Raw genomic sequence first — 12,709 nt, 5'->3', positions numbered from 1 at the left:
CTGCCGTCCTTCTATCGTTCGCTCTCGGTCTTGCGCACCAGGGTCAGAAGCCTGTCCATGAAGCGCCGGGTGAACCGCTCGGTGTCGACTGACAGGGCCACCTTGGTGTTCTTGACCGGGTCCAGGAGCCTGCTGGGGTCGCCGATGGTACGGGCCCGCTGTGGCCCCTCGGTCTCGACCATCAGGTTGGTGGCGAAGGTGGTGACCAGGCTGGGGTCGATGGCCACGGCGGCGGCCAGGGGGTCGTGCAGGTTGCAGCCGCCCAGGTAGACCCCGCTCTCCTTTTCGCTGATGTCGATGTAGTAGTCGGTCATGTCTGCCAGGAAGCGGCCGGCGCTGGTGCCTGTGGCACGCAGGGCCTCAGTGTCCTCGCGGCTCATCAGCGCCTGGGTGGTCACGTCCAGGCCAACCATGGTGATGTCTGCGGTGGTGGCGAAGACCCGGTTGGCGGCCTCGGGATCCTGGTTGATGTTGGCTTCCGCGAAGGGGCCTACGTTGCCCGGCTGGGTCAGCGTGCCGCCCATCATGACAATGCTGATGCGGTCGACGATGTCGGGGGCCTTTTCCAGGGCGGCGGCGATGGTGGTCAGAGCGCCGGTGGGCACCACGACCAGCTCGCCCTTGGGGTAGCGGCGGACCGCGTCGATGATGAAGTCCACCGAGCTCTGCTGGCTGGCCTGCCGGTCGGTGCGTGCGGGGATTTCAATGTTGCCGGTGCCGTTGGCTCCGTGGAAGATTTCGGAGTCCGGCGGAACGCTGAAGGATTCGGCCGTGCTGGGGTGATCGATTCCCTTGAAGACCGGGATGTCCTCCCTGCCATACATGGCCAGCAGCCGCAGATCGTTGTCGACACCTTGGTCGAGCACTACGTTGCCGTAGGTGCCGGTGATCCCGATCAGTTCGGCGTCTGGGGAACCCAGGACGTAGGACAGGGCCAGCGTGTCATCGATGCCAGTGTCCAGATCCAGGATGATCTTGCGGACGGTTTCCTTGCTTGCTGACACGTTGGTCTCCTTCCCAGAAGGATGGGCAGCCCCAACCCTCTGCTTACCTATGTCGTGCCTTCCCTAGGCTGATTCGTTACTGCCGTGAAACAAACAACCTGTTTGATGTAACGTTTCATCAAACTGTACGGAGCTAAACTACCTGCGGCTCGGAGGCTTGTCAAAGTGCGTCGCGGGGTGTTCGCCATCAGGGCAGAGACCTGCAAATCCATCGGTGATGTCTGCAGCTGCGAGTGACCGGCCGCTTTTCCGCGCAACCGACGATAATGAGGGTATGACTTTAGCGACTCCTGAACGGTATGCGGCAATGCTCGATGCGGCCAGACGGGGGTCCTACGCCTATCCCGCCATCAATGTGACCAGCAGCCAGACTCTGAACGCGGCCCTGCAGGGGCTGGATGAGGCCCAGTCTGACGGGATTATTCAGGTCTCCGTGGGAGGCGCCGCCTACCTGTCCGGACAGCGTCTGGCCGACCGGGTGGCTGGCTCCATCGCCTTTGCCAGATTCGCCCATGAGGTGGTCGCCCGCTATCCGAGCATCACCGTGGCCCTGCATACGGACCACTGCGCCCCGCAATACTTGGACGAGTGGGTGCGTCCCCTGCTGGCCTACGAGAAGGATCAGGTGGCTCACGGTCAGGATCCGCTCTTCCAGTCGCACATGTGGGACGGTTCCAGCCTGCCCCTGAGGGATAATTTGGCCACGGCCGCGGAGCTGCTGGAGCTGTCCCGCGCTGCCCACACCGTACTGGAGATCGAGGTGGGCACTGTCGGCGGCGAGGAGGATGGTCACTCGGCTGCTATCGACCGGCGGCTCTATTCCTCGCCCGAGGACGGTCCCAAGGTGGTTGATGCCCTGGGTCTGGGCGAGCGCGGCCGCTACATGGTGGCCTTTACCTTCGGCAACGTGCATGGGTCCTACAAGCCCGGTGTGGTCAAGCTCAGGCCCGACCTGCTGGGGCGGATCCAGGCCAGGACCGCCAAGGCAATATCTGATGGGGAGGTTGGCGGCATCCCCGCCCCGAGCGCCCCTGCCGACAAGCCCTTCCTCTTGGTCTTCCACGGGGGCTCTGGCTCGCAGCCGGAGGAGATCGCCTCGGCCGTCGCCCACGGGGTGGTCAAGATGAACGTGGATACCGACACCCAGTACGCCTTCACCAGGGCCGTGGCAGGGCACATGTTCGCCAATTACGACAAGGTTCTGAAAGTTGATGGGGAGGTCGGCGACAAGAGCGAGTACGATCCCCGTTCCTGGGGGCGCCAGGCCGAGGACGGGATGGCGGCTCGTGTAGTCGAAGCCTGCCAGCAGCTGGGCAGCGCAGGGCGGGCCATGAGATGAAACGGCATACGCAATCCAATTCACGCCCGCCCAGACAGGGAATACACAAGACTGCTGCTTGGGGATTGCTCGGGTTCGGCGTATTGCTGATGCTCGATTCCTCAACGACCCCGATGACCGGCCGTCCCTTATGGGCCCAATGGCTGGTGCTGCTGGTCGCCATCCTCCTCATGGGCTTCGGCATCTGGTTCTATGCCAAAGTTGTCATGGTGAGGTGGGCCGGACGTCAGCCTACCGAGTTGACGGCCCATGGTTTCTTCGTCTCCTTGTTGGGCGGACTGGGCATCGGCCTCGGATTGATGGCTCTTTCGGCTTTCATCCTCATAATCTTTGGGTTTTACAGGGTGGATGGTTTCCGCCCATTCGGCGTCTCCCAGATCCTGACCTTAGGAGTTCTGGCTTGCGCGTCGGTTTTTGAAGAACTCATAATGCGGGGCGTGGCTCTCCATGCTTTGGATCGCTGGCTGGGATGGGTACCTGCTCTGATTTTGACTTCGCTTCTTTTCGGGTTCATGCATGCTCTCAACCCTGGGGCTACCCTCTTCTCGTGTCTAGCCATAGCCATCGAAGCCGGTCTTATGCTGGGTTCCATCATGGTATCCAGGCATAATCTCTGGATCTGCATAGGCTTTCATATAGGGTGGAACCTCACTGAGGCCCTCTTGGGAATTCCGGTCTCCGGCCAGGATATACGCGGCTTCATGGTCATGAAGGTTCAGGGGCCGACCCTGCTGACCGGTGGATCATTCGGCATCGAAGCATCCCTGATTCCGGTCATCCTAGGGCTGTTCGTCAGTGTGGTCTTCCTGCTCTGTCGGGGCCGGGACACCATGATCGGATCCAGGACCTGACCAGACTTTTCCAATTTCGGATCTACCCATGCTGATGTGAAAGGTCTGGAAGACCTCCAGCTCCATACGTAGGGTTAGGCTCGTCTATGGATGGTCTGCCTTTGTTTTCTTTGGATGGCGACCAGCGGATAAGGAGCATCGTATGCCTGGAATCGTGATCGTCGGGGCCCAGTGGGGCGACGAGGGCAAGGGCAAGGCAACGGATTTGATCGGCGAGCACATGGACTACGTCGCCAGGTTCAACGGGGGCAACAACGCCGGCCATACCGTGGTCGTGGGCGATCAGGAGTACGCCCTCCATCTTCTGCCCTCGGGAATCATTCACCCGGCCATCACCCCGGTCATCGGCAACGGCGTCGTGGTCGACCCGGCCGCCCTCTTCGAGGAGATCGATGGGCTCCAGTCCCGCGGCGTTGATTGCAGCCGGTTGAGGATCAGCGAGTCCGCGCACATCATCGCCCCCTACCACCGGACGCTGGACAAGGTGACCGAGCGCTTCCTGGGCAAGCATAAGATCGGCACGACAGGCCGCGGGATTGGCCCGGCCTATGCCGACAAGATCAACCGTGTGGGCATTCGCGTGCATGACCTGTTCAATGTCGACCATCTGCGCGACAAGGTGGAGGCCAGCCTGCACCAGAAGAACCAGATGCTGGTCAAGCTCTACAACCGCCGGGCCATCGAGGTGGAGGCCACCGTTGAAGAACTGGCGGGATACGCCGAGCGGCTCAAGCCCTACGTGGCCAATACCTCGTTGATGCTCAACCAGGCCCTGGAGCAGGGCAAGAATGTCCTCTTCGAGGGGGGGCAGGCCACCATGCTGGACGTGGACCATGGCACCTATCCCTTCGTCACTTCATCCAACTGCACAGCCGGGGGCGCCTGCACCGGCACCGGCGTGGGCCCGACCAAGATCGACCGGGTGGTCGGCGTGGCCAAGGCCTATGTGACCCGTGTGGGGGAGGGGCCCTTCCCCACGGAGCTGGACAACGAGCAGGGCGAATGGCTGCGCCGTCAGGGCCACGAGTACGGGGTGACCACCGGCCGCTCCCGCCGCTGCGGCTGGTTCGACGCGCTGGTCAGCCGCTATGCAGTGCAGATCAACGGCCTGACCGACATCGTGCTGACCAAGCTGGATGTCCTCTCCGGTCTGGAGACCATCCCGGTCTGCGTGGGCTACGACATCACCCGCTCCGACGGCTCCAGGGTCAGGGTGGATCAGATGCCCGTGGACCAGGCCGAGTTCCAATCCGCCCAGCCGGTGTACGAGGAGCTGCCGGGCTGGCGCGAGGACATCTCCGGCGCCAAGAGCTTCGAGGAGTTCCCGACCAAGGCCAAGGACTACATCCACCGCCTGGAGGACCTGTCCGGCTGCCGCATCTCGGCCGTGGGCTCGGGCCCGGGCCGCGACCAGATCGTGCAGATCCACTCCCTGATCGACTGAGGAATTTCCATGGGTCTGCCCTGCCTGACCGCCTTCCCGGGGGCGGTGGGTACGGGAATCATCATCTCCACGAATCGACCTTTGGGAGAACGGCTGCATGATGCCATTGCCGATCTGATCGAGGATTACGAGCGGGCCCTGTCACGGTTCAGGCAGGATGCCATACCTGCGCAGATGGCCCAGGCCTGTCACGGGGGCAGGTTCGTCTTTCCGGATTACTGTCAAGGACTCTTTGACCTATATGACAGGCTGTATACCGCCACTGACGGGGCCCTGGACCCCATGGTGGGCGAGGACCTGACCCGTCTGGGCTACGGAAGACAGCCCACCTTCCGGCTGCAGGCCGATGCCGCCGGTCATCTGGGACGGATCCACGGGCGACCGACCTGGGGTGATGACCTCAGGCGTCAGGGTGCTGTCCTTATGACTGCCGGCCCAGTCAGTCTTGATTTCGGGGCAGTCGGCAAGGGCTATCTGGTAGACCTCATTGCCGATCTACTCGAACCTCGGGTCGAAGAGTACCTGATCGATGCCGGCGGCGACATGCGTATGCGGACCTCTCACCCGGTCCCCATCGCCATGGAGGATCCCGGTGATCTGTCGGCAGGCGTAGGTCGGATCGAGCTGTCTCGCGGCTCCTTGTGCGCCTCGGCACCCAGCCGTCGCCATTGGACCGACCGGTCCGAGGAGGCCGCAGCGGCGGGATTGACAGCACTTCACCACATCCTGGACGCCATCGACGGCCGTCCGGTCGACCGTGTGCTGGCCTCCTGGGTGGTGGCCGGAGAAAAGGACAATGAACACCCCACGGGCCTGGCTGATGGTCTGGCCACCGCCCTCTTCCTAGTGCCGCCGGATGTGCTGGCCGCCGGATTTTCCTTCTCCTGCGCCCTGATGTATGCCGACCGTCAGGCCGTGGTCTCAGACGAATTTCCTGGTTGGTTCTTTACTGGCTCCAATAACCATCCGTCCACATAGTGGACCTGTCTCGTTGAGCAAGCCGGTGTCAGGCCTATGGTCGGCAGCAATGCGGATGTGCAGAGAACGCATCCGATTCGAGGATGATGAAGGGAGGTTCGCCGTGATGACCAGCTTGTCAGACACCCGCCGATTCGGCACCGTGTCCGCACGAATTATTAGCCCGTCCTCACCGGCGGACTGACTCGACAATCTTCATTGTTCGACCCCGTCGGAAGGCGGGGCTGGACGCATAGGCTTCATCGCATCAGACCCTGCCGACAGCGGGGTTTTTCTATAAGGAGATGAGATGAAGTGACGGCAAACGACGTCAGTGTTGCTTCCCCGGCCCCGGCAGCGTCCGCGCCCGGCAGCACCCGTGTGACCCGCAGCTCGGTTCGCACAGTCATCGGGGCCTCCATGGTCGGCACGGCCATCGAGTTCTACGATTTCTACGCTTACGGGACGGCTTCGGCCAACTATTTCCCCAAGCTCTTCTTCCCCAAGACCGATCCGACCGTGGCTCTGCTGGCCTCCCTGCTGACCTTTGCCATCGCCTTCATCGCGCGGCCCTTGGGATCCTTGATCTTCGGACACTTCGGGGACCGCCAGGGGCGTAAGACCACCCTGGTGGTCTCCCTGCTGACCATGGGCTGCTCCACGGTCCTGATCGGCGTCCTGCCCACCTATGCCACCTGGGGACTCTGGGCCGTGGTGGTCCTCTGCCTGTGCCGGTTCGTGCAAGGTATCGGCCTGGGCGGCGAGTGGTCCGGCGCGGCCCTGGTGGCCACCGAGAACGCCCCGGAAGGCAAGAGGGCGCTCTACGGCTCCTTCCCTGAGCTGGGCGCCCCCATCGGCTTCTTCCTGGCTAACGGAACCTACTTCCTGCTGGAGATGTTCTGCACCCCCGAGCAGATGCTGAGCTGGGGCTGGCGCGTGCCCTTCCTGCTCTCCGCCATCCTGGTGGTCGTGGGTCTGGCTGTGCGCGTCTCCATGCAGGAGACCCCTATCTTCCAGATGGCCCTGGATCAGCAGAAGGTCGTCAAGACCCCGCTGCTGGAGGTCTTCCGCAAGAGCTGGCGCCAGGTGCTCCAGGCCACCTTCCTGGTCGCAGTCACCTACACGCTCTTCTATACCCTGGCTACCTGGTCGCTGGCTTACGGCACCAAGCCCAAGTCCCAGGGCGGCGGCGGACTGGGCTTCACCAACCAGGAGTACCTGCTTATGCTCATGGTCTCCATCCTGGTCTTCGCCCTCTTCATCGTGCTGGCCTGCGTCTATGCGGACCGCATCGGCCGTCGCCGGGTGCTGATCGGCAGCTCCGTCATGCTGGTGGTCTTCAGCCTGGTCTTCCCCTACCTGCTCATGGCCCATCACAACACCTTCCAGGTCATGGTCTTCCTCTGCGTCGGGTTCGCCCTGATGGGCATCGCCTTCGGGCCTATCGGCGCCTTCCTGCCGGAGCTCTTCGACGCCAACGTGCGCTACTCGGGCTCCGGCATCGGCTATAACTTGGCGGCCATCGTGGGCGCGGCCTTCGTGCCTACCATCGCCACCTGGCTCTCCTCCCACTGGGGAGTGCGCTCGGTCGGGCTCTACCTGGCCGTCATGGCGGTCTGCTGCCTGGTGGCAGTGCTGACCTGCCACGAAACCAAGGATGTGGACTTCACCAAGTAAGCCTTGGGATGCATCCCGCCGGCCGGTTCCTCGAATCGCGCCGGTGTCCGAACAACGAATTGCGGACAGTCCATCTGGCCATATCACGAGTATGGTTGGAGGCATACCGTATCCATAGGGTACGGATCGGGGTCAAGGACAAAATCCGTCGCCCCGGTCGGAAGAGCATCGTCCGCCTGGAACAACAACAGGAATTCACAGTATTTTGCGTTCCCCCGGCCTGGAAGAGCCGGTCCGGTTGGACCGCACATAAAGGAGTGTAGATAATGGCAGCACAGATCTGGTATGAGAAGGATGGGGACCTTTCGGTTCTGGATGGCAAGAAGGTGGCCATCATCGGCTACGGTTCCCAGGGACATGCTCATGCACTGAACCTGCGTGATTCCGGTGTGGACGTTGTGGTCGGCCTGCGTGCCAACTCCAAGTCGGTGCCCTTCGCCAAGGAGCAGGGCCTGGAGGTCAAGACCGTGCCCGAGGCCACCAAGGAGGCCGACATCGTCATGATCCTGGCCCCTGACCAGTACCAGCGCAACATCTGGCGGGACGACATCGAGCCCAACATCAAGGAGGGTGCGGCTGTCGCCTTCGCCCACGGGTTCAATATCCATTACGGCTACATCAAGCCCAGCGCCGACCACCCGGTCTTCATGGTGGCCCCCAAGGGCCCGGGCCATATCGTCCGTCGTGAGTATGTCGCTGGCCGTGGCGTGCCCGTGGTCGTGGCCGTGGAGCAGGATCCGCGCGGCGACGCCTGGGACATCACCCTGGCCTATGCCAAGGCTCTGGGCGCCCTGCGCGCCGGCGCCATCAAGACCACCTTCAAGGAAGAGACCGAGACCGACCTCTTCGGTGAGCAGGATGTGCTCATGGGCGGCGTCAACCACCTGGTCGAGGCTGGCTTCGAGGTGCTGACCGAGGCTGGCTACCAGCCGGAGATCGCCTACTTCGAGGTCTGCCACGAGCTCAAGATGCTGGTCGACCTGATGAACGAGGGCGGCCTGAACAAGGCCCGCTGGTCCTGCTCCGACACCGCTCAGTACGGTGATTTCACCTCCACCGTGGTGGACGAGTCCACCAAGGACAGGATGCGCCACCAGCTGCAGCGCATTCAGGACGGCTCCTTCGCCAAGGAGTTCATCGACGACCAGGATGCCGGCGCCCCCAAGTTCAAGGAGCTGCAGGAGAAGTACTCCCACGAGAAGATCGAGGAAGTCGGCCCCAAGCTGCGCGCCATGTTCTCCTGGAACAAGGACGTCAAGGATGCCGACGAGGCCCAGTCCTTCACCGGCAAGATCGCCCGTTCCCAGGTGCAGTGACCTCTAGGAGGTCTATGGCCTCTTGCGAATCGCCGTCTTTGTGGCGGCGATTTTTTTTTTGACCTGATGTTGACATATTCCTAGAGAGATTTGTCACTGTGTTTGACAATAAATAGTTACAACAGTAAAATTTTATTTACTTGGTGTTCTGGAAACAAAGGAGTTGTCATGGATACTGGTCCGCTTTTGGTGGTCTTATTGATTGCCATAGCTCTAATTGTGTTACTGATCGTCAAGGTCCGGATGCATCCATCACTCGCTCTGTTGATTGCGGCTTTCTTTGTGGCGTTTGTGACCCAGGTGCCTTTGGATAAAATCACCGATACCATAGAAAAGGGTGTTGGGGATACCCTGGGATTTCTTACATTGATCATTGGATTCGGGGCTGTTCTGGGTAAATTGCTGGAGGTCTCGGGCGGGGCTCAGCGGTTGGCGCAGACCATGCTGCGGGTGTTCGGCAAACAGCATGCAACAATCATCATGGCCTTGCTTGGCTTGATTTGCGGGATACCGGTTTTTGTTGAGGTTGGTTTTGTTCTTCTGGTGCCCTTGGTCTTTGTGGTGGCTAAAGAGGCGGGCATATCACGGCTTAAAATTGGCATTCCCTTGGCTACTTCCTTGATGGTGGTGCACTGTATTCTTCCGCCTCATCCGGCCGCTACGGCAATCGCAGGGACCTTGCATGCCGATATTGGGACAGTGATTTTACTGGGTTTGTGCGTTGCGGTCCCCTCCGTTCTCGTCGGCGGAGTCTTGTTTGCGCATTTTGCCATACCAGCACATGACCCTGCTCTGATGAAAGACGAAGAAGGCGGCATGGGCTCTTTTGACGAAAAGAGCGAGAAGGAGCTTCCTGGTTTCGGCATCACCTTGCTTACCATTCTTCTGCCTCTGTTGATCATGGTGACCAGAACCATATGCGAACGGGTGCTGCCGGGTGACACCTTGGCGATGAAGTGGATCAATGTCATCGGAAACCCGATCTCGGCTTTGACCATTGCTCTCCTGTTTGCTTATTGGTCCCTCGGGCTAAGCAAAGGGTTCGGGTTGAAGCAGTTGCAAGAAATAACCGACGGTTCCTTCGGCCCGATCGGTGGAATTCTGCTGATCATCGGAGCTGGAGGGGCTTTCAATGCGGTGTTGACGGCTTCGGGTGTCGCGCCCGGTCTGGCGAAGGCTTTCTCCCATTTGCCGGTCAGTCCTATCATCCTGGCCTGGCTAATAGCTTTGATACTGCACTTCGCTGTCGGTTCTGCCACTGTGGCCATGATCAGCGCTGCTGGGATCGTGTTGCCCATGCTGACGGCGAATCCCGGCCTTTCGCCTGCGATTCTGGCTCTGGCCATTGGAGCCGGCGCCATTGGGCTGACGCATGTGACTGATTCTCTGTTCTGGATGGTCAAGGAATATTTGCATATAAGCGTTCCACAGGCTTACAAGACGCTGACTGTCGGCACATCGATCACATCTGTTATAGCTCTAGGAGTTACTTTGCTGCTGAGTCTGGTCGTTTAACTTGATCGGCCGATAAACGACAACTGTTTGGCGAGAATAAAAAAGGAGTCGAATCATGAATGAATTGATACATGGAAAGACGGCTGCGCAATGGATCAGTGACCTGCCGCTCTTGAAGGAGCTGATGCAGGAGCAAGAAACGACCTGGTTCAATGATCAGGTTTTGCCTGCAAAAGATGGAATTGAGCGTGTGGGCCTGACGGTCACAGATGTTGACGACGCTGCAGATCGATTGAAAAGGTTTGCACCGCTGATTATGGAGCTGTTCCCGGCCACAGCGAGTTCTATGGGGATCATAGAATCGCCGCTCGTCGCGGTTCCGGGCTTGGCTGCAGCGCTGGGCAATCGATATGGTCAACAGTTGCCGGGGCAGCTGTGGGCTAAGTTGGACAGCGAATTGCCTATCAGCGGATCCATTAAGGCGCGAGGCGGCATTTACGAGGTACTTAAGCATGCCGAGGATCTGGCCATTGATGCCGGACTGTTGACTATCGATGATGATTATCGCAAGCTGGCGACGCCCGCTATGAAGAAATTCTTCAGCCAGTATAAGATCGCAGTCGGTTCGACTGGTAACCTGGGGCTGTCCATCGGCATCATGAGCGCAGCTCTGGGCTTTGATGCCAGTGTGCATATGTCGGCGGATGCAAGACAATGGAAAAAAGACAAGCTTCGCGCCAATGGTGTTCATGTCTATGAATATCAATCGGACTATTCGGTCGCAGTTGCGTCTGGCAGGAAAGAGGCCCAGTCCGATCCCATGGCTTACTTCATCGATGATGAGAATTCCACCACCCTCTTCCTGGGCTATGCTGTAGCTGGAAGGCGTTTGGCGGGCCAGCTGCGTACCTATGATGTTCGAGTGGACCAGGATAATCCTCTCTTTGTCTACCTGCCCTGTGGAGTTGGTGGCTCTCCTGGTGGTGTGGCTTTCGGGCTCAAGACGGTCTTCGGTGATGCTGTGCATTGCATCTTTGCTGAGCCAACCCATTGTCCATCCATGTTCCTGGGCACTTACACTGGTCTGCATGATGAGGTAAGCGTTCAGGACTTCGGAATCGATAATGTGACTGCAGCTGATGGTTTGGCCTGTGGACGCCCATCTCGATTTGTGGGCAAGGCCATGCAAGGTCTGGTGGACGGGTTCCTCACGATAGATGATGATGAGCTCTTCCGTATCGAGGCCAGTCTTCATGATGCATCAGGCATAGATATCGAGCCCTCGGCTGCTGCCGGATTTGTGGGACCATGGCGAGTCCTGAGCGACAGGGAGTACATCAGAAAGATCGGATTGGATGATGCTTCTATGGCCAGGGCGACTCATATAGCTTGGTGCACCGGCGGGTCCATGGTGCCCCGGGATGAGATGTCCGACTATATCGCCAAAGGAGAGAGCCTGCTTTAGAACTACTGCCGTAACAGGTCGGAGGGTGTTAGCGTTTTGGGAGGGCACCCTCTGACCTTTGTAGGTATGTGTGAAATATGGTTGTATACAGATGCGATGGGGTGAACGCATATGGTGCATAATGCCAGGACAGTCGATCAGGAGTCTGATTCGGCAGATGATGCTCAATATCTGAAACAGTATATCCCTTTGGTCAATTTTCTTGGTGAGGTTTTAGGACCGAGAACCGAAGTGGTGTTGCATGATGTTGCCAATACGAAGAACTCGATCATTGCCATAGCTAATGGTCAGGTGTCTTCGCGGGAAGTCGGTTCTCCGGCGACCGATTTTTTGCTTCGTCTTGTGCGCGATGGAACACCTGATGGCAGTGATTACGTGGTTGGATACCGGGGAAGGTCTTCCACCAATAAGAACCTACTTGTCTCTTCTACGTACCTGATAAGACACCGAGGGAAGATTGTTGGAGCACTGTGCATTAACAGCGATCAAGCGCCATTGCTGGCTATCGAGCATATGGTCGAACAGTTGAAGGATATGTACTTCCCCGTCTCTGATCGTAATGACTCCGAGCAGCAGGAAGAGAACCTGGTAGCTTCAGCGGATGATGTCATAGAACAGGTAATCGATCAAACCTGCGTCGAGGCAGGGGCGAGGGTTGATCAATTGAGTCCTGAACAGCGACTTGGCGCTATACGGCGGTTGAATGAGCAGGGTTGTTTCAACATCAAGGGTTCCGTGGCGAAGGTTGCCAGACTGCTGTCCATCTCGGAGTCCACGGCCTATAGATACCTTCGGATGGTGTAATGGCCCACCCCTGTGTCTCGATTAACTTTATATGAATTTTGAAATATATATCCAGCGGCTTATGTGATGGCAGGTCCATACAAGATACTCGTATTGGCCGCATGGGTGTGGCAGTGCTGTGCGTCTATTGGTAGGGAATAACCCGGCTTCGTATTTCTTGTGAGGAAGTTGCAAACGAGGCTGTAGCAACGATTCGGTCTATCGCTCTCCACCATTGGAGGGTCCAATAAGGTCTGATTATTTCAGCACTTTTGGACCACTGCTGTCGGTGATCCCGATTATCAGCATGTTTGATGGTCCAAATGCTGCTGGCAAGGAAACAATAGGAGGAAAATAAAAGCGAAAACGCGAAAACAGATTTAATTAATCATATATTTGACTTGCGAAAGCGCATTCT

10 protein-coding genes are annotated in these 12,709 nt (G+C 58.9%); 9 read left to right on the top strand and 1 reads right to left on the bottom strand.

Annotation, left to right across the window (positions count from 1 at the left end; translation table 11 throughout):
• Window positions 1-11 precede the first annotated feature (11 nt).
• Complete coding sequence (locus RAM15_RS08345) at window positions 12-1,004, bottom strand: nucleoside hydrolase (protein ID WP_306221521.1); 993 nt, start codon at window positions 1,002-1,004, stop codon at window positions 12-14.
• A gap of 274 nt (window positions 1,005-1,278) precedes the next feature.
• Between RAM15_RS08345 and fbaA the strand changes: the two genes are divergently transcribed.
• The 9 genes from fbaA (at window position 1,279) to RAM15_RS08300 (ending at window position 12,312) form a co-directional block, all read left to right on the top strand.
• The gene (fbaA, locus tag RAM15_RS08340; protein WP_306221520.1) at window positions 1,279-2,343 is read left to right on the top strand and encodes a class II fructose-bisphosphate aldolase; all 1,065 of its coding nucleotides are present in this window, start codon (window positions 1,279-1,281) and stop codon (window positions 2,341-2,343) included.
• Window positions 2,340-3,194, top strand: a complete 855-nt coding sequence (locus RAM15_RS08335) for a CPBP family intramembrane glutamic endopeptidase (protein ID WP_306221519.1) — start codon at window positions 2,340-2,342, stop codon at window positions 3,192-3,194. The genes fbaA and RAM15_RS08335 overlap by 4 nt, the downstream gene beginning before the upstream one ends.
• 142 nt (window positions 3,195-3,336) lie before the next feature.
• Window positions 3,337-4,638: an adenylosuccinate synthase gene (locus RAM15_RS08330; protein WP_029678349.1), complete on the top strand. Its 1,302-nt coding sequence runs from the start codon at window positions 3,337-3,339 to the stop codon at window positions 4,636-4,638.
• Window positions 4,639-4,647: 9 nt separating this feature from the next.
• Window positions 4,648-5,616: an FAD:protein FMN transferase gene (locus RAM15_RS08325; RefSeq protein WP_306221518.1), complete on the top strand. Its 969-nt coding sequence runs from the start codon at window positions 4,648-4,650 to the stop codon at window positions 5,614-5,616.
• Window positions 5,617-6,015: 399 nt separating this feature from the next.
• The gene (locus RAM15_RS08320) at window positions 6,016-7,272 is read left to right on the top strand and encodes an MFS transporter (RefSeq protein ID WP_195760154.1); all 1,257 of its coding nucleotides are present in this window, start codon (window positions 6,016-6,018) and stop codon (window positions 7,270-7,272) included.
• Between the two features lie 266 nt (window positions 7,273-7,538).
• Window positions 7,539-8,588, top strand: coding sequence for a ketol-acid reductoisomerase (ilvC, locus tag RAM15_RS08315; RefSeq protein ID WP_015022635.1), 1,050 nt, complete (start codon window positions 7,539-7,541; stop codon window positions 8,586-8,588).
• Between the two features lie 168 nt (window positions 8,589-8,756).
• Window positions 8,757-10,103, top strand: a complete 1,347-nt coding sequence (locus RAM15_RS08310; RefSeq protein WP_306221517.1) for a GntT/GntP/DsdX family permease — start codon at window positions 8,757-8,759, stop codon at window positions 10,101-10,103.
• A 55-nt stretch (window positions 10,104-10,158) separates the two neighbouring features.
• A complete protein-coding gene (locus RAM15_RS08305; protein ID WP_306221516.1) occupies window positions 10,159-11,508 on the top strand; it encodes a D-serine ammonia-lyase in 1,350 nt (449 codons plus the stop codon).
• A 111-nt stretch (window positions 11,509-11,619) separates the two neighbouring features.
• Entirely contained in the window at window positions 11,620-12,312 is a 693-nt protein-coding gene (locus RAM15_RS08300; RefSeq protein ID WP_306221515.1) for a helix-turn-helix transcriptional regulator, read from the top strand.
• The last annotated feature ends 397 nt before the right edge of the window (window positions 12,313-12,709 follow it).

This window comes from Bifidobacterium asteroides, assembly GCF_030758775.1.
GTDB classification, from domain to species: Bacteria; Actinomycetota; Actinomycetes; order Actinomycetales; family Bifidobacteriaceae; genus Bombiscardovia; species Bombiscardovia kimbladii.
This window is presented reverse-complemented; position numbering and strand designations above follow the sequence as displayed.

Bases quoted from the DNA above. Each gene is read 5' to 3' on its own strand.
- RAM15_RS08330 (WP_029678349.1), top strand. From the start codon at position 3,337: ATGCCTGGAATCGTGATCGTCGGGGCCCAGTGGGGCGACGAGGGCAAG.
- fbaA (WP_306221520.1), top strand. From the start codon at position 1,279: ATGACTTTAGCGACTCCTGAACGGTATGCGGCAATGCTCGATGCGGCC.
- RAM15_RS08320 (WP_195760154.1), top strand. From the start codon at position 6,016: ATGGTCGGCACGGCCATCGAGTTCTACGATTTCTACGCTTACGGGACG.
- RAM15_RS08325 (WP_306221518.1), top strand. From the start codon at position 4,648: ATGGGTCTGCCCTGCCTGACCGCCTTCCCGGGGGCGGTGGGTACGGGA.
- RAM15_RS08310 (WP_306221517.1), top strand. From the start codon at position 8,757: ATGGATACTGGTCCGCTTTTGGTGGTCTTATTGATTGCCATAGCTCTA.
- ilvC (WP_015022635.1), top strand. From the start codon at position 7,539: ATGGCAGCACAGATCTGGTATGAGAAGGATGGGGACCTTTCGGTTCTG.
- RAM15_RS08300 (WP_306221515.1), top strand. From the start codon at position 11,620: ATGGTGCATAATGCCAGGACAGTCGATCAGGAGTCTGATTCGGCAGAT.
- RAM15_RS08305 (WP_306221516.1), top strand. From the start codon at position 10,159: ATGAATGAATTGATACATGGAAAGACGGCTGCGCAATGGATCAGTGAC.
- RAM15_RS08335 (WP_306221519.1), top strand. From the start codon at position 2,340: ATGAAACGGCATACGCAATCCAATTCACGCCCGCCCAGACAGGGAATA.